Origin of the sequence: Actinoplanes sp. NPDC026670 (assembly GCF_040638175.1) — a bacterium.
Taxonomy (GTDB): Bacteria; Actinomycetota; Actinomycetes; order Mycobacteriales; family Micromonosporaceae; genus Actinoplanes.
This window is the reverse complement of sequence record NZ_JBEZXU010000027.1, coordinates 57,238-74,830: the sequence shown is the minus strand read 5'-3', so window position 1 is coordinate 74,830 and position 17,593 is coordinate 57,238. Positions and strand designations below refer to the sequence as shown.

The 17,593-nt window shown below is 69.0% G+C and carries 13 protein-coding genes; 11 read left to right on the top strand and 2 right to left on the bottom strand.

Annotation, left to right across the window (positions count from 1 at the left end):
- Nucleotides 1–3: 3 nt before the first annotated feature.
- The gene (locus tag AB0E94_RS25740) at nt 4–1,734 is read right to left on the bottom strand and encodes an alpha/beta hydrolase (RefSeq protein WP_360330459.1); all 1,731 of its coding nucleotides are present in this window, start codon (nt 1,732–1,734) and stop codon (nt 4–6) included.
- Between the two features lie 192 nt (nt 1,735–1,926).
- On the opposite strand from AB0E94_RS25740, the gene AB0E94_RS25735 reads away from it, so the two are divergent.
- The 6 genes from AB0E94_RS25735 to AB0E94_RS25710 are packed head-to-tail and all read left to right on the top strand — an operon-like array spanning nt 1,927 to nt 9,642.
- Nucleotides 1,927–3,756, top strand: a complete 1,830-nt coding sequence (locus tag AB0E94_RS25735; protein ID WP_360330456.1) for a diguanylate cyclase — start codon at nt 1,927–1,929, stop codon at nt 3,754–3,756.
- Between the two features lie 42 nt (nt 3,757–3,798).
- Complete coding sequence (locus AB0E94_RS25730) at nt 3,799–5,508, top strand: acyl-CoA dehydrogenase (protein WP_360330452.1); 1,710 nt, start codon at nt 3,799–3,801, stop codon at nt 5,506–5,508.
- A 10-nt stretch (nt 5,509–5,518) separates the two neighbouring features.
- Nucleotides 5,519–6,478: a non-homologous end-joining DNA ligase gene (gene ligD / locus AB0E94_RS25725; protein WP_360330449.1), complete on the top strand. Its 960-nt coding sequence runs from the start codon at nt 5,519–5,521 to the stop codon at nt 6,476–6,478.
- A gap of 37 nt (nt 6,479–6,515) precedes the next feature.
- Nucleotides 6,516–7,040 (top strand): sigma-70 family RNA polymerase sigma factor, encoded by a 525-nt coding sequence (locus AB0E94_RS25720; RefSeq protein ID WP_360330446.1) that lies wholly within the window; start codon nt 6,516–6,518, stop codon nt 7,038–7,040.
- Between the two features lie 4 nt (nt 7,041–7,044).
- Nucleotides 7,045–8,211, top strand: a complete 1,167-nt coding sequence (locus AB0E94_RS25715; RefSeq protein WP_360330443.1) for a hypothetical protein — start codon at nt 7,045–7,047, stop codon at nt 8,209–8,211.
- A gap of 39 nt (nt 8,212–8,250) precedes the next feature.
- Nucleotides 8,251–9,642 (top strand): OFA family MFS transporter, encoded by a 1,392-nt coding sequence (locus tag AB0E94_RS25710; RefSeq protein ID WP_360330440.1) that lies wholly within the window; start codon nt 8,251–8,253, stop codon nt 9,640–9,642.
- Nucleotides 9,643–9,705: 63 nt separating this feature from the next.
- On the opposite strand, the gene AB0E94_RS25705 is transcribed toward AB0E94_RS25710, so the two are convergent.
- Entirely contained in the window at nt 9,706–10,737 is a 1,032-nt protein-coding gene (locus AB0E94_RS25705) for a LacI family DNA-binding transcriptional regulator (RefSeq protein ID WP_360330438.1), read from the bottom strand.
- 305 nt (nt 10,738–11,042) lie between these two features.
- Here AB0E94_RS25705 and AB0E94_RS25700 point away from each other — a divergent pair, with 305 nt between their 5' ends.
- The 5 genes from AB0E94_RS25700 (at nt 11,043) to AB0E94_RS25680 (ending at nt 17,490) form a co-directional block, all read left to right on the top strand.
- The gene (locus tag AB0E94_RS25700) at nt 11,043–12,344 is read left to right on the top strand and encodes an extracellular solute-binding protein (RefSeq protein WP_360330435.1); all 1,302 of its coding nucleotides are present in this window, start codon (nt 11,043–11,045) and stop codon (nt 12,342–12,344) included.
- On the top strand, nt 12,344–13,276 hold the full coding sequence (locus AB0E94_RS25695) for a sugar ABC transporter permease (protein WP_360330432.1): 933 nt from the start codon (nt 12,344–12,346) through the stop codon (nt 13,274–13,276). The genes AB0E94_RS25700 and AB0E94_RS25695 overlap by 1 nt, the downstream gene beginning before the upstream one ends.
- Entirely contained in the window at nt 13,273–14,118 is an 846-nt protein-coding gene (locus AB0E94_RS25690; RefSeq protein ID WP_360330429.1) for a carbohydrate ABC transporter permease, read from the top strand. The genes AB0E94_RS25695 and AB0E94_RS25690 overlap by 4 nt, the downstream gene beginning before the upstream one ends.
- A 39-nt stretch (nt 14,119–14,157) precedes the next feature.
- Nucleotides 14,158–15,669 carry an alpha-N-arabinofuranosidase gene (locus AB0E94_RS25685; RefSeq protein ID WP_360330426.1) on the top strand — a complete coding sequence of 504 codons (1,512 nt, stop codon included), beginning with the start codon at nt 14,158–14,160 and terminating at the stop codon, nt 15,667–15,669.
- Nucleotides 15,670–15,861: 192 nt separating this feature from the next.
- Nucleotides 15,862–17,490 carry a beta-1,3-glucanase family protein gene (locus AB0E94_RS25680; protein ID WP_360330423.1) on the top strand — a complete coding sequence of 543 codons (1,629 nt, stop codon included), beginning with the start codon at nt 15,862–15,864 and terminating at the stop codon, nt 17,488–17,490.
- Nucleotides 17,491–17,593 lie beyond the last annotated feature (103 nt).

Sequence of the window (17,593 nt, the reverse complement as noted above, 5' to 3'; positions counted from 1 at the left end):
GCCTCAGCCGTCCAGCAGGGCGCGCAGCCGAACGCTGTCCGCCGTGGTCCAGCCGGGTGGCGGCGCCAGGGCGGCCCAGCCGTCGACGGTCTCCGATCGGTACGAATGCCCGTGCCCGGTCGGCACCTTGTTGGAGAAGACCAGATCGCAGGTGATCTGCCAGAACGTGATGCCCGGGTACCAGTGCATGTCCGGGGTGACGTCCGGCGCCCGCTGCCCGATCAGCCACTGTGGCTTCTTCCACAGCAGGTCCCAGCTCCACCAGACCACCGGATCGGTCGCGTTCTGCAGGTAGACCACTTTCGGCCGGGGGCCGGACATGTCACGCAGCTCGGCCGCGTCGTCGGCGAACTCCACGGGCAGCGCCGGATAGGCCGGGTCCCAGATCGGGCTGCCGGCGGCCCGGCCCTCGGTGAGCGCCCGGTGGGTCGGGTTGGCGAACGTCGGGCCCAGCAGCAGCGCGCCGTCCGCCCCGTCGACCAGGCGCTCCGGCGTGCCGAAGGTCATCTCCATCCCGTACGTCCCGAGGCTCTCGCCGAACAGCAGCAACCGCGGCCGCGTCGCCGCCGGGAGCGCCGCCCACCTCGCGCGCACCGCGCTGATCAGCGCGTCGGCCGCGTCGGCGACCTCGGACCGGTCGCCCATGAACGCGAAGAAGCTCGGCAGGTACGAATACTGCATGGACACCAGCGCGGTGTCCCCGGCATACATGAACTCCAGGGACCGGGGGACCTTGTTGTCCACCCAGCCGGTGCCGGTCGGGGTGATCACCGCGATCACCGCCCGGTCGAAGGCGCCGGTCCGGTCCATCTCGCGGACCACCAGGTCGGCCCGCTCCTGGAGGGTGTCGGCCGAGGTGAGGCCTGCGTAGACCCGGATCGGCTCGATCGCGGGCCGCCGGGCGAACGTGGACAGCTCCTCGACCGTGGGCGTCCCGGCCACGAACGTCCGGCCCTGGCGGCCGAGCGTGTCCCACCTGACGAACGACTGCGGCCCGCCGGAGCGCAGCGTGGACGCCGGAACCGTGACGCCGCTGCCGGTCCCGTTGTTCTCCACGGCGGCCAGGCGGTCGACGGTGGTGAACAGGTTGGCGATCAGCAGGCCGTCGAACGCCGAATACGCCAGGACGGCGACCACCAGGGTGCCGGCGCAGTAGGCGGCACGCTGGGGGACGATCCGCCGGAACAGCAGCGCGCAACCGTACGTGGACAGGCGCAGAAACCGGGCGATCAGCAGCAGCAGGCCGAAGGTGAGCAGGCTGGCCCCGACGGTCCGGGCGATGTCGTACTCCGGGACGGGCTCCATGCCGAGCCGGATTCGCAGGTCACGCTGCCAGCGGGTGCCGAGCCAGAGGAAGATCACCACCATCACCGGCACCACCGCGGCGAGCGCCGCCCAGGCGATCAGCGCGGTCCGGGCGAGGAACGGCCCGTGCAGCCGGCGGGCCAGCGCTCCGGCGGCGGCGCCCAGCGCGTAACCCATGGCGGCGGTGATCCCGGCGACCACACCCTGGAGGAACCAGGCGCGCGGCAGCAGCGACGGGGTGAAGGAGAGGCAGTAGAAGAGTGCGGCCAGGCCGGCGCCGGTGACGCTCAGGCCGGAGCGGACGATGCGCCGCGGGCCGGCCGGCGCCGGGGGGAGCGGGGTGTCCTCGGGGGATCGGCGGGGGGAGGGAATCCGGGAGAGCAGCGCCCTCGACCAGCCGGGCGGGGACGCAACCACCTGTCTGAGCATCCGGGGCTCCGTTTCGTCGGGCCGGTCCCACACCGGGTGTCACGACATCGACCCGATGCGTTGCTTATCCATCATCGTGGTCGATCCCGTTGAACGCCGCCTCATTTCCCTCGGGGTATTCCCTGGTTTCTTCTCCGGGGTTCATTCACTTCGGGCCTCGCCTGCCGATGACTTGCGGTGAGGAGGAACTCGATGCGGCTGCGTAACTGGATCGCGGTGCTGGTCAGCGTGTTGTTGCTGGCTGGGGCCGGTGTCGCGGGCATTCTGGTGAACCGTTCGACCGTCCAGGCGGTCGAGAAGGTGCACCGGACCGACACCACCGCGCTCGGCGACAACAACGCGGAGCTGACCGGTCAGCTCCAGTTCTACTCGACTGTCGAGCTGGGGAAGATCGCCGCGCTGCTCGCAGCCGGTGGCGCGACCACCCCGGAGCAGGCGAAGGCGGCCCTGATGGCCGCCGCCAAGAAGACCAACACCTTCCAGTACGGCCTGCTCATCACCGATGTGAACCGGAACGTCCTGCTGGCGAGCGGTGACTCGGCGCTGCCGGCGACCGACGACACCGGCTGGCAGCGGATGTGGGCGCAGCTCGAAACCGCCGCCGGGAACACCTCCGACACGGATGACTACGGCTTCTCCAACGTCATGCAGGTGGCCGGTGGCGACGCCGCCAAGCCCAGCTCCTATGTGTCCGCGGTGGCCGTGCCGTTCAAGCGGAACGGTGTGCTGGCCGGGTACCTGATCGGGCTGAACCACATCTCGTCGACCTCACTCCAGGGGTACATGCGGGAGCTGAAGAGCGACTACCACCGCACCACGATCGTGGACACCAGCGGCCGGGTCGGCGCGGCCAGCCTGGACGAGGTGCTCGGCACCACGGTCAACCCCGAGATCCTGAAGAGCCGGAGCGGGACCTCTGCCTTCGTGGAGTATCTCGAGGGCGAGGAGAAGATGATCGCCGTGGTGATCGACATCGATCACAGTGGCTGGTACTACGTCCGTACCCAGACGAAGGCGTCCTTCGACGGCGTGGTCTACAACCGCAGCCAGACCCTCAACCTCACGCTGCTGGCGATGCTGGTGATCGGTGTGGTCGGCATCACTCTGCTCGGTTACCGGACCCAGATCACCAGGCGCCGTGCCGACGAACGTTTCCAGGCGCTCTTCCAGCACGCCCCGGACCTGGTGTCGGTGCTCGACGGGCAGGGCCGGATCATCTTCAGCAGCCCGAGCACCACCTCGATCCTCGGGTTCCCGTCCGGCTCGCTGGCCGGGCACAGCGTCTTCGACGTGGTGCACAACGAGGACCAGCCGCAGATGCGGGAGAAGCTGTTCGCCCTGCTCGCCGACCCGGCCGGGGTGATGCGCCTGCAATGCCGGGTCCGCACCGCGGACGGCCAGTTCCGCTGGTTCGACTTCACCGCCTCCAACCAGATGGCCAACCCGTCGCTGAACGGCGTGGTGATCAACGCCCGGGACATCTCGGAGAACCGGGCGTTCCAGGAGCGGCTGGAGCACGAGGCGCAGCACGACCCGCTGACCGGCCTGCCCAACCGGCGCCGGATGACCGACAAGCTCCACTCGACGCTGCGGGCCGACGCGGTGGCGGTGCTCTTCGTCGACCTGAACGGGTTCAAGCCGGTCAACGACCGGCACGGGCACGAGATCGGCGACGAGCTGCTGCGTCAGGTGGCCGACCGGCTCAGCGCCTGTGTGCGTACCGAGGACGTGCTGTCCCGGGTCGGTGGTGACGAGTTCGTCATCCTGATGCCCGGCACGGTCGCGCCCGACGACGCGATCGCGATGGCCGGCCGCGTACGGTACGTCCTGGAGCTGCCGTTCCGGATCGACGGGCACGAGATCGGCATCGGCGCGAGCGTCGGGGTGCACCTGGCCCCGGCGGCGACCGACCCGGACGAGGCCCTGCGCGCCGCCGACCACGCCATGTACGAGATCAAGCACTCCAGCCGGATTCCGGCCGGGGTGACGGTCAGGGTGGGCCGGCACCGTGCGGCGGACTAAACTTCGTGCACACTGGGTGCATTAAGTTCCGACGAAACGGTGGTGGCCGCGGTGTCCAAGGTGTTCTCCCGGCGGGATCTCGACTTCCTGCTCTACGAATGGCTCGACGCCGAGGCCCTGACCGCCCGTGAGCGGTATGCCGAGCACTCCCGGGAGACGTTCGACGACTTCCTCGACGTCTCCCAGCAGATCGCCGAGCGTGACTTCGCTCCGCACAACCGGACCGGCGACCTCAACGAGCCGACCTTCGACGGCGAGCGGGTCACGATCATCCCCGAGGTCAGCCGGGCGCTGAAGGTCTTCGCCGAGTCCGGGCTGATCGCCGCCGGCTTCCCGGCCGAGCACGGCGGGCTCCAGCTGCCGCACGTGCTCCAGCGGGCCTGTTTCCTGTGGTTCCAGGCCGCCAACACCGGCACCTCGGCGTACGCGATGCTCACCGCGGGCAACTCCCACCTGCTCATGACACACGGCACCGAGGAGCAGATCCGCCGGTACGTCCACCCGATGCTGGAGGGCCGGTTCACCGGGACCATGTGCCTGTCCGAGCCGCAGGCCGGGTCCTCGCTGAGTGACGTCGCCACCAAGGCGGTCAAGCTGGACGACGGGACGTACCGGATCGACGGCGGCAAGATGTGGATCTCCGGCGGCGACCACGAGCTGAGCGAGAACATCATCCACCTGGTGCTGGCCCGGGTGGCCGGCGCGCAGCCCGGGGTCAAGGGCCTGTCGCTGTTCATCGTGCCGAAGAAGAACCTGGAGACCGGCGAGCGCAACGGCGTCGTGCTGGCCGGGCTCAACCACAAGATGGGCTACCGCGGCACCACCAACACCGTGCTCGCCTTCGACGGCGCCGTCGGTGAGCTGGTCGGCGAGGAGGGCCGCGGGCTGGCCTACATGTTCCACATGATGAACGAGGCGCGGATCGGGGTCGGCTCCGGCGCGGTCGCCCTCGGCTACACCGGTTACCTGCACGCCCTCGCCTACGCGCGGGAGCGGCAGCAGGGCCGGCCGATCGGCGACAAGGACCCTGCCGCGCCGCCGGTCCCGATCGTCGAGCACCCGGACGTCCGCCGCATGCTGCTCGCCTCCAAGTCGTACGTCGAAGGCGGTCTGGCCCTGGTCCTCTACGCGGCGAAACTGCTGGACGAGCCGTCGCCGGAGAACGACCTGCTGCTGGACACGCTCACGCCGATCGTGAAGGCCTGGCCGTCGCAGTGGTGCCGTCTCGCCGACGACCACGCCATCCAGGTGCACGGCGGTTACGGCTACACCCGGGAGTACCCGGTCGAGCAGTTCTACCGGGACAACCGCCTCAACTCGATCCACGAGGGCACCGACGGCATCCAGGCCCTCGACCTGCTCGGCCGCAAGGTCACCCAGCACGGCGGCGCCGGGCTCGGGCTGCTGCTCGACCGGATCCGGGCCACCGCTCTCAAGAGTGATCTCGGGGAGCCGGTGCTGACGGCCTGCGACCGGCTCGCCGCGACCACCGCCAAGCTGTGGGCCGATCCGTCGAAGGCGCTGGTCAACGCCACCGCTTATCTGGACGCCGCCGGCCACCTGGTGATCGCCTGGCTCTGGCTGGAGCAGCAGCTGGCCGCCGAGGGCAAGCAGGGCGACTTCTACGAGGGCAAACGCCTGGCCGCGCGATACTTCGTCACCCACGAGCTGCCCCGGATCGGCCCGATGCTGGACCTGCTCGACTCGGGCGACACCCTGCTTCGGGACATGGACGACGCCTGGTTGGGCTAGCTTGTGAGGCATGGCCGCTAAAGCCACGATCGTCGAAGTCGGCGACTACGAGGTCCGGGTCTCCAACCCGGACCGGGTGTACTTCCCGGAGCTCGGCGCCACCAAGCTCGACCTGGTCGAGTATTACCTGGCGGTGAGCGACGGGATCGTCCGCGCGCTGCGTGAGCGACCCTGCATGCTGCACCGCTTCCCGGAGGGCCTTCTCGGTGCGAAGGTGCACCAGAAACGGGTGCCCAACGGCGCTCCGCCCTGGCTGGAGACGGTCCGGGTGAAGTTCCCGCGGTACAACAGGCACGCCGACGAGCTGTGCGTGACCAAACCCGCCGACGTGATCTGGGCGGTGCAGATGTCCACCGTGGAGTTCCATCCGTGGAACTCGCGGCGGGCCGACACCGAGCGCCCCGACGAGTGGCGCATCGACCTGGACCCGATGCCTGACTGCCCGTTCGGCACGGTCCAGCGGGTCGTCCCGGTCGTCCGGGAGGTCCTCGGCGAGCTCGGCATCACCGGCTACCCGAAGACCTCCGGCGGCAAGGGCCTGCACGTCTACGTGCGGATCCGGCCGGAGTGGGGTTTCTCCGAGGTGCGCCGGGCCGCGCTCGCCTTCGCCCGCGAGGTGGAGCGGCGCGCCCCCGACGACGTGACGACGACCTGGTGGCGCCGCGACCGCGACCCGTCCGCGCTGTTCATCGACTACAACCAGAACGCCCGCGACCACACCATCGCCAGCGCCTACTCGGTGCGCGGCGTTCCCGAGGCCACCGTCTCCACCCCGGTCGCCTGGGACGAGATTCAAGATCTCAACCCCGGAGACTTCACCATTCGTACGGTGCCCGAGCGCTTCGCCCGGCTCGGTGACCTGCACGCCGCCATCGACGACGAGGCGTACTCGCTGGAGACCCTCCTGGAGTGGGCCGACCGCGACGAGAAGGCGGGCCTGGAGACCCCCGACGAGAAATCCTCCGAATAGCCGGGAACCGATCGGTGGCCACCGGCGTGTACCGGTCATGGCGTCCTCGACAGCGATGATCGGCCCGGAGATGATCGGCGCGGACCCGGTGGCCCCGGAACAGGACGGCTTCGAGGCCTTCTACCGGGCGAACGCCGACCGGATCTACCGTGCGCTCGCGGTCACCCTGCGCCGGGACGACCTGGCCGCCGACGCCGTGGCCGAGGCGATGTCCCGTGCCTACGCCCGCTGGTCCACGGTCAGCCGCCTGGACAATCCGGCCGGCTGGGTCTTCCGGGTCGCTCTCAACTGGTCCACCTCCTGGTGGCGCAAGGTGCGCCGGGAACGGCCGCCGGCCGACGACTCGGCCCATCCGCATCTGTGGCCGCCGGAGATCACGGTCGCCCGGGACGCCCTGGCCAGACTCCCCGAGCCGCAGCGCGCCGTGATCACCTGCCGGGTGCTGCTCGACCTCTCCACCGCCGACACCGCCGCCGCCCTGCGGATCAGCGAGGGCACGGTGAAGAGCCGCCTCGCCCGTGGACTGGCCGTCCTCCGGCACGAGCTGAACAGCGAGGACTGACCCCATGGACAGCATGGACCGGATTCCGCAGGACGTGACCGAGGCGGTCCGGGTGGCGGCGACCGCCGCACGGGGATACCCGGGTGACCTCGCCGACGTGCACCGCCGGGCCCGCCGGCGCCGCAACCGTCAGGCAGCCCTGTCGGCCGCCGCAGTGGTGGCGGTGGCCGCCGGCGCCGTGGTGGGTGCCGGGCGGTGGCGGCAGCCCCCGCCGCCACTGCCCGCGGCGGCGACCAGCGCCCCGGCCCCCGCGGTGTCGCCGAGCACGACGCCGGCGGTCGCCCGGCCGGCCCAGCCGCTGATCCTGGACGACGCGGTCGGCGCCTACCGGGCGCCCGGCGGCGGAACCGTCGAGCTCGGCGGCGACAGCCGGATCGGCGAACTGCTGCCGGACGGGACGATCGTCGCGCACGAGGTGGTCGGCTCCCGCGGCTGGGAGCGTCTGGTGGTCCTGCCGGACGGCTCGCAGGTCGCGTTCGGCTCGCACGACCTGAAACCGGGCGACGACCGTCCCGACGGCCCGAACGTCACCGGCCTGGAGTACCGCCTGGTGGTGACCGGCCCGGACGGAAGGATCCGGGTCCAGCGGGACCTGCGACGGACGGGCGAGCCGGTGATCCTGGTGGCCGCCCACGAGACCTCGGCGTACCTGTGGCGGCCGGCCGGGCTGGTCATGCACGACCTGGCCACCGGGAAGGAGCAGCTCGTCGTCAGCGGGATCCGGCTGGGCCTCGGCAAGGTGTTCGGCGAGCTGCGGCTGTCCGACATGCAGGGCAACTGGCTGGCGGTGACCCGGATGCAGGACGAATGTGTGCCCCTCGTCTACGACGTGACCACCGGCCGGGCGATCGCGAAGCTGTCCCTCGCCGGAACACGATGCCTCGCCGTGTCCGACCTGCGGCTCTCCCCGATCAGCACGCCGGAACGGGCGGTGCTGGCCGTCGCCTACGACCTGGAGACCGCCGATCATCTGCTGGAGAGCCGGGTCGCCCTGATCGAGGTGGCCACCGGCCGGCGGCTCGCCGACCACGAGGTGGCGCCGGTCGCGACGAAATCGTCGCCGGGGATCTCGCTCGCCTGGCAGGACGAGCGCACTCTGCGGGGCGCCTCCTACCCGGTCGATCCGGCGGGTGTCGGCGAGGTGAATGGTTTCACTCTGAACGCGAAGTAACCCTTTCAATTCAGACGGCTCGATGGGTATCGTGCGGCGATGGCCCTCTTGTCCGTGTTCGACCGCGAACACACCATCGCCCCCGAGGGGTACAGTCGCTGGCTCATCCCGCCCGCGGCGCTGGCCGTCCACCTGTGCATCGGCCAGGCCTATGCCACCAGTGTCTACAAGAACTCCCTGGTCCAGCACTTCGACACCAGTCAGACCGCGATCGGCATCGTGTTCAGCATCGCGATCGTCATGCTCGGTCTCTCGGCCGCGGTCGGCGGCACCTGGGTGGAGCGCAGCGGCCCGCGCAAGGCGATGTTCGTGTCCGCCTCGTTCTGGGCCACCGGCTTCCTGGTCGGCGCGCTCGGCATCGCGACCACCCAGCTCTGGCTGCTCTACCTCGGGTACGGCGTGCTCGGCGGGATCGGCCTGGGCATCGGCTACATCTCGCCGGTGTCCACGCTGATCAAGTGGTTCCCGGACCGGCCGGGCCTGGCCACCGGCCTGGCGATCATGGGGTTCGGCGGCGGCGCGATGATCGCCGGCCCGGCCTCCCGGCAGCTGATGTCGCTCTACGACCAGGACTACGACCCCTCGGTGGCCACCTCGGTCGCCGACGGGGATGCGCTGACCGCGCTGTTCCTGACCCTCGGCATCGTCTACTTCGTGATCATGATGTTCGGCGTGTTCAACATCCGGGTGCCGCGGGAGGGCTGGCGGCCGGACGGGTGGGACCCGGCCACGGTACGGGAGAAGCCGCTGGTCACCACGGCCGACGTCTCCGCCGCGAACGCGATCCGGACCCGCTCGTTCTGGCTGCTCTGGATCGTGCTGTTCTGCAACGTGACGGCCGGCATCGGCATCCTGGAACAGGCCAGCCCGATGATCCAGGACTTCTTCCGGGACGACTCGGGCGTCTCGACGGTCACCGTGTCGGCCGCGGCCGGGTTCGTCGGCCTGCTGTCGCTGTTCAACATGGCCGGCCGGTTCGCCTGGTCGTCGACCTCGGACCTGATCGGCCGCAAACCGATCTACATGGTCTACCTGGGCGGCGGGATGATCCTCTACACCGCGCTGGCCGTCGCCGGTCACCTCGCGACCGCGCTGTTCGTGCTGCTGGCCGGGGTGATCCTGTCGTTCTACGGCGGTGGGTTCGCGACCGTGCCGGCCTACCTGCGGGACCTGTTCGGGACCTTCCAGGTGGGCGCGATCCACGGCCGTCTGCTGACCGCGTGGTCGGCGGCCGGGGTGGCCGGCCCGCTGATCATCAACGGGTTCCTCGACGCGCAGGGCAAACCGGGCACGCTGACCGCGGACGCCTACCGCCCCGCGCTGTTCACCATGGTCGGCGTCCTGGCTGTCGGCTTCGTCGCGAACCTGCTGATCCGCCCGGTGCCCGAGCACCACCACGAACCGGCCGAGAAGACGGAGGTAGCCGCATGAGACTGGTGCTGTCCTGGGGGCTGGTGGTCGTCCTTCTGGGCTACGGAGTCATCCAGACCCTGATCACGGCGGCGAAACTCTTCCAGTAGTGCTCTCCCGGACGATCAGGCGGTGCGGTGCCCGTACCTCAAGACCCTCCGGAGGAGTCGCACTGCCGATGCGCAGCAGCAACCTCTCCACCGCGGTTGTCGCGATCATCTCCTTGTCGGGGGAGATGGTGGTGATCGTCGGGTTGGAGAACCGCCCGTCCTCGATGTCGTCGTAGCCGACCACCGCGACGTCCTCGGGAACGCGCAGCCCGCGCGAGACGATGGTCCGGATGGCGCCCAGCGCGACCAGGTCGGAGTAGCAGAAGACGGCGTCCGGTGGCTCCGGGAGATCCAGCAGGTGGGCCATGGCCCGGGCGCCGTCCGGCCGGTTGAACCGGGGCGTGCTGATGATCATCTCTTCGCGCGGGGTGCGGCCGCGGGCCGCGTGCGCCTCCCGGAACCCCTGGGTGCGGCGTTGCGCCGCCTCACCCGTGGCGTAGGGCTGGTCGCCGATCGCGGCGATCCGCTGCCGGCCCAGGCCGAGCAGATGCTCGGTGGCCTCGCGGGAGGCGGCCACGTCGTCTATTCCGATGTGGTCGAAACCGCCGTCGCTCGAGCGCTCGCCGAGGATCACCAGCGGCAGCGTCGGGTCGCGGTCGGCCAGGGCCTGCTGGTCGAGCCCGAGCGGGCTGAAGATGACGCCGTCGAAGAGCAGCCGGCGTGAGCCGTGGGCGATGAACGCGCGCTCGTGCTCGGGATCGCCGTCGGTCTGGTCGATCAAAACGTTATAGCCGCGGACCCGCGCCGCGCGGATCACGCTCTGCAACAACTCGGAGAAGTACGGGGTGTCCAGGTACGGCACGACGAGCGCGATCTGCCCGGACCGGCCCTGCGCGAGGTTCCGGGCGAGCACGTTCGGGCGGTACCCGAGTTGTTCCACCGCGCGCTGAACGCGCTCTCTCGTGTGCTCCGTGACGTTGGCGTATCCGTTCACCACGTTGGAGACGGTTCGGCTGGAGACGCCGGCCAACTCCGCGACGTCACGCAGAGTGACTTCTCGACGCATTCTTGCCCCCTCTGACCGCCCCAAGTTTCCGGCAGGTTACCCCTTGCCGTGTTTCAGGGTGCCGTGCATGCTTTGCTTTGCAGCGCTGCAAAAGCGTAGCAACATCGCTCGACCAGCAGTGCGAACTGTTCGGGCGTGCGAGGTCTGGCCTAACGGCCGACCCCCGGTGTGCCAGCACCGGAGGTCGGCTCTCTGAGCCCTGCACGGGTCTCAGAACTGATCAACTGGATACGCATCTACTCGTCTGTGAGGACCCAGTGAACATCGGCAACTTTAGTGCACGGAGAGTCAGTCGGCGATCAGTTGTGGCGGCGGTCGCGGCCACGGCCCTCGCGCTGACCGGTTGCAGCGGCGGCAGCGACGACGACAAGCCGGCCGAGAAGCCCACCGGCACGGTCACCGTCAAGGTGTGGGCCTGGTACCCGGAATTCAAGGCGGTCGTCGACCAGTTCAACGCGACCCACACCGACGTCAAGATCGAGTGGACGAACGCGGGCACCGGCCAGGACCAGTACACCAAGCTGCAGACCGCGCTGAAGGCCGGCAAGGGCGCGCCCGACGTGGTGATGCTGGAGCTCCAGGAGATCCCCACCTTCGCGCTCACCAAGCACCTGGTCGACCTGGGCAAGTACGGCGCGAACGACGTCAAGGGCGACTACGCCGGCTGGGCCTGGAGCCAGGTCAGCTCCGGTGACCAGGTCTACGCGATCCCGGTCGACGCCGGCCCGATGGCGATGATGTACCGCGACGACATCTTCAAGAAGTACAACCTGACCGTCCCGACCACCTGGGACGAGTACAAGGCGCAGGCCGAGAAGCTGAAGGCCGCCTCCGGTGGCAAGAGCTTCATGACCGACTTCGGCGCGAACGACGGTGGCTTCATGACCGGTCTGTTCTGGCAGGCCGGTGCCAAGCCGTACACCTACGACATCGCGAACCCGGCCAGCATCGGCGTCAACGTCAACAGCGCCGAGGCCAAGAAGGTCTTCGAGTACTGGGAGGGCATGGTGGGCGCCGGCCTCGCCGACACCACAGCCTTCCACACCACGGACTTCTACAACGGGCTCGGCTCGGAGAAGTACGCCACCTACCTCGCGGCCGGCTGGGGCCCCGGTTACATCCAGGCCAACGCGGGCGGCGCGGCCGGCAAGTGGAAGGTCGCCCCGCTGCCGCAGTGGACCGCCGGCGCCAACGCCCAGGGCGACTGGGGCGGCTCGTCGTTCGCGGTGACCGACCAGGCGCCGTACCCGGACATCGCGGCCAAGGTCGCCATCGAGATCTTCGGCGCCAAGAACACCGAGGCCTGGAAGATCGGCATCGACAAGGCGTTCCTCTTCCCGACCGTCAGCCCGGTCCTGGAGGCGGACACGTTCACCGGCAAGACCTACGACTTCTTCGGTGGCCAGAAGGTCAACGAGGTCTTCGTGCCGGCCTACAACGGGGTCGGCGACCTCGACTGGAGCCCGTTCAACAGCTACAACTTCAACCAGCTGACCACCACCCTGGGCCAGGCGATCGAGCAGAAGACCTCGTGGACGGCGGCGCTGGACACGGCGCAGGAGAACATCAAGACCTACGCCACCCAGCAGGGTTTCAAGGTTCAGTAATGACCGAGGTACAGACTTCCCCCGCGGCCGCTCCGGCGGCCGCGGGCCCCTCGGCCGGAACCGGCACCCGGCGGGCGGCGCGGGTGCGGGAAGCGGCCACCGGCTGGCTCTTCGTCCTGCCGTTCGCGGTGCTGCTGATCGCGTTCCTGCTGCTCCCGATGGCGTACGCGTTCAAGATCAGCCTGTACCGCTCCACCCTCATCGAGGGGGAGGTCTTCGCCTGGTTCGACAACTACAAGCAGGCGATCGACGACCCGCTGGTCCGCGAGGGCGTGGTCCGGGTCCTGGTCTTCGGGCTGCTCCAGACCCCGGTGATGATCGTCCTCGCTCTCGTCGCGGCCCTGCTGATCGACGCCGTGACCTCGCGGTTCTCCCGGTTCTTCCGGCTGGCGGCGTTCGTCCCCTACGCCGTGCCGGTGGTCATCGGCACGCTGATGTGGGGCTTCCTGTACAGCGACAGCGTCGGCCCGTTCGCCTGGACCGGCATCGACTTCACCTCCACCGGCACGGTGCTGGCGTCGCTGGGCAACATCGTCACCTGGCAGTGGGCCGGCTACAACATGATCGTCCTGTACGCGGCGCTGCAGGGCCTGCCCCGGGAGACCTACGAGTCGGCTCGCATCGACGGCGCCAGCGAGGTGCAGATCGCCCTGCGGATCAAGACTCCGATGATCAGTTCCGCGCTGGTCCTGGCGACCCTCTTCACCATCATGGGCACGCTGCAGTTCTTCACCGAGCCGCTGATCCTGCAGCCCCTCAACCCGGGCGCGATCACCAGGCACTACACGCCCAACATCTACGCGTACCAGCAGGCGTTCTCGTTCCAGCAGTACAACTACTCGGCCGCGATCTCGTTCCTGCTCGGCGCGGTGGTCTTCGTCGGGTCGTACATCTTCCTCTTCGCCACCCGGAAACGGAGCGCGCTGCAATGAACATCAAGAAAGGCAGCGTCGCCGCGCACGTCGTCATGGGCCTGATGGCGATCTACTTCCTGCTGCCGTTCTGGTGGCTGCTGGTGGCGGCGACCAAGAACAACGAGGGGCTCTTCCAGTCGGCCTCGCTCTGGTTCTCCGACTTCCACCTGATCGACAACCTGCGGGTGCTGTTCCAGCAGGACAACGGGGTCTATGTCACCTGGCTGCGCAACTCGGCGTTCTACGCGGTGGTCAGCGGCATCGGATCGACGGTCATCTCGGCGCTGGCCGGTTACGCCTTCGCGAAGCTGCGCTTCCCGGGCCGCAACGCCCTGTTCGCGCTGCTCCTCGGGCTGATCATGGTGCCGGCGACCGCGCTGGTGCTGCCGACCTACCTGCTGATGTCGCAGGCGGATCTGGTCGACACGATCTGGGCGGTGATCCTGCCGTCCCTGCTCAACCCGTTCGGTGTCTACCTGCTGCGGGTCTACGTGGCCGACTCGGTCCCGGAGGAGATGCTCGAGGCGGCCCGGATCGACGGCGCCGGCGAGGTGCGGGTGTTCACCAGCGTGGCCCTGCCCGCCATGAAACCGGCCCTGGTCACCGTCCTGCTGTTCAGCATGGTCGCGTCCTGGAACAACTTCTTCCTGCCCCTGGTGATGCTGAGCGACGACCAGCTCTACCCGCTCACGGTCGGACTGCGGGCCTGGTACATGTCCGCGATCATGGGCAACAGCGGGGGCGCCACGTTCAACGTGATCGTGACCGGCGCCCTGATCGCGATCGTCCCCCTGATCGTGGCCTTCCTGATGTTGCAGCGGTACTGGCGTGGCGGCCTGACTCTCGGCTCCGTCAAGTAACCGCGCATCTCCTCTTCTTTCTGTGTAAAGGGAACAACCATGCTCCGTGCGCGTGTCGTTTTGAATCCGGCTGCCGTCGTGGCGCCCGTCAGCCGCCGCACCTTCGGCTCGTTCGTCGAGCACATGGGCCGCTGCGTCTACACCGGCATCTACGAGCCGGGCCACCCCCTCGCCGACGAGGACGGGTTCCGTACCGACGTGCTGGCGCTCGCCCGCGAGCTGGGCGTCACCATGGTCCGCTACCCCGGTGGCAACTTCGTCTCCGGCTACCGCTGGGAGGACGGGGTCGGCCCGCGCGAGCAGCGCCCCCGGCGGCGTGACCTGGCCTGGCGCAGCATCGAGACCAACGAGGTCGGCATCGACGAGTTCGTCAAATGGGCCGAGAAGGCCGACGTAGAGATCATGTACGCGGTCAACCTCGGCACCCGCGGCGTGCAGGAGGCGCTCGACGTCCACGAATACGTCAACCATCCGGAGGGGACCGCGCTCTCCGAGCAGCGGCGCGCCAACGGCGCGGAGAAACCCTACGGCATCAAGGTCTGGTGCCTCGGCAACGAACTCGACGGCCCCTGGCAGACCGGACACAAGACCCCCGAGGAGTACGGGCTACTCGCGGCCAGCACGGCACGGGCGCTCCGCTCGGCCGAACCCGACCTCGAACTGGTCGCCTGCGGCAGCTCGTCCTCCTCGATGCCGACCTTCGGCACCTGGGAGTCGACGGTGCTGGAGCACGCGTACGACGTGGTCGACTACGTCTCCTGCCACGCCTACTACGAGGAGCACGACGGCGACCTCGGCTCGTTCCTGGCGTCCGCGGTCGACATGGACTTCTTCGTCAACAGCATCGTGGCCACGGCCGACGCGGTCGGCGCCCGGCTGAAGAGCACCAAGAAGATCAACCTGTCGTTCGACGAGTGGAACGTCTGGTACCTGTCCCGCTTCCAGAACGCCCCGCTGCCCGAGGAGTGGAAGGTCGCCCCGCCGGTCATCGAGGACCGCTACAACGTGGCCGACGCGGTGGTGGTCGGCAACCTGCTGATCTCGCTGCTGCGGCACAGCGACCGGGTGACCGCCGCCTGCCAGGCGCAGCTGGTCAACGTGATCGCCCCGATCATGACCGAGCCCGGCGGGCCGGCCTGGCGGCAGACCATCTTCCACCCGTTCGCCAAGACCGCGGCGCTGGCCAAGGGCGACGTGCTGCGCCTGCACCTCGACGCCCCGTCCTACGACACCGCCAAGTACGGCGCGGCCCCGCTGGTCGACGCGGTCGCCACGCACGACCCGGCCACCGGTGACGTGACGGTCTTCGCGGTGAACCGCGACGTCTCGAACCCGGTCGAGCTCGCCGTCGACCTGTCCGCCTTCGGCGCGGACCTCGCGGTGGCGGAGTCGTGGACCCTGACCGACGACGACGTCTACGCCTACAACTCGAAGGAGGCCCCGGAGCGGGTCACCCTGCGCCCGCTCCCGGATGCGGTCACCCTCGACGGCGCCACCGCCACGATCACTCTGCCCCGCGTCTCCTGGACCGCGATCCGCTTCACCCGCTGACCCGCGCGGCTGGTTCTCACCGCTGTCTCGGAGGCGTCCGGACAGCGGTGCGAACCAGCCGGGATTTCTGTTATCGAGAAAGTCCTGGAAAATAGACCTTAAAGGAGCTTTAAAGGCTCTGTGAGAGCGGTTTCTCAAGAGTGACAATGGCGGCCGTCCCGGACCGCCCACTCTCGGAGAGGTCGCACCCCCATGCGCCGTAAACGGAGCCTGATTCTCGCCGCTGTGGCGACGGTCGCCGCGCTCACCACTGCCTGGATCGCCCTGCCCGCCTCGGCCGCCTCGGCCACCGCCTCGCTGCGTACCGTGTCCGACTGGGGCACCGGCTGGCAGGACGAGGTCACCATCACCAACGGCGGAACGTCCGCGCTGACGTCCTGGAAAGTCGAATTCGATCTGCCCGCCGGCGGTTCGGTCGGCAGTTTCTGGGAGGCCGACATGACGGCTTCCGGCAGTCACCGCACATTCACCAACCGTGCCTGGAACGGTTCGGTCCCGGTGGGCGCGAGTGTCACTTTCGGATTCGTCGGCGCCGGTGGGCAGCCGGTCAACTGCAAGCTGAACGGCGCACCGTGCGGCAGCGGAGCGACCGTGCCGACGACCCCGGCGACGACCGTGCCGACGGTGGTCCCGACGACGACGGCGCCGACCACCCCGCCGGCCACCACCCCCGCGACGACGGTGCCGACGACCGCGCCGACCACGAAGGCGCCGACGGTTCCGCCGGCCGGAAGCACGCTGCCGGTCACTGTCACCAACAGCACCGGACGCAACGAGCAGGTCTTCCTCTACGTGCTGGGCGTCAACCTGGAGACCGGCAAGCTCGGCTCGGTGAACGCGAACGGCGTGTTCACCCCGTGGACCGGCGGCGGGCCGGTGCCGGTGCCGGCGCCGGATGTCTCGATCCCGGGCCCGGCGAACGGGCAGAGCACCACGATCAAGGTGCTGAAGAACATCTCCGGCCGCATCTACTTCTCGTTCGGCAAGAGGCTGGACTTCCGGCTCACCACCGACGGCCTGGTCCAGCCGGCGCCGTGGGCGGGCGGCGACCCGAACCGGGACATCCTCTTCGACTGGAGCGAGTTCACTCTGAACGGTTCCGGCCTGTTCCTGAACAGCTCGCAAGTGGACATGTTCGCGGTCCCGCACGGTGTCTCGGTGCTAGGCGGCAGCGGCGTCACCACCAGGACCGGTGACCTGGTGGCGAACGGCCGGCAGAAGGTCATCGACGCGGTGAAGGCGAACCCCGACTTCGCGAAGAGCGTGGTCACCCGGTCCGACGGCACGGTGCTGCGGGTCCTCGCCCCGGGCAAGGCGGCCGACGCCGGGCTGATGAGCGCCACCTACCTGGACTCGTTCATCACGAGCGCCTGGAACGCGTACACCTCGAAGAATTTGACCGTCGTGCCGTTCGGTGACCGTCCGGAGGTGAAGTACACCGGGCGGACCTCCGGGAACGTCATGAACTTCACCGACACCAGTGGCCGGACGGTGGCGTCGTTCACGAAACCGTCGACCGCGAACGTGTGGGGCTGTGACGGTGCTCTCGGCGCGCCGAACGACCAGGTGGTCGGGCCGATCGCCCGGACGCTGTGTGCCGCGCTGTGGCGGACCACGCTGGGCCGGATCGACACCCAGCCGGGCGGGACCGCGGCCGACTTCTACACCGGTGGCCCGGCCAACCCGTACGCGAAGGCGATCCACGCCAACATGGCCGACGGCAAGGCGTACGCCTTCGCCTTCGACGACGTGCAGAACCAGGAGTCCCTGGTGCACGACGGAGACCCGCGTGCGGCCGGGATCACACTGACCGCCTTCTGATCTTCTTCATCGACGAAGCCCATCCTGATTAGGGTGGGCTTCGTCCGTCATGTGGCACTTGTCACGTAGCTTCCAACCCAGGTTTCGCTCGTGCTACCGGCAA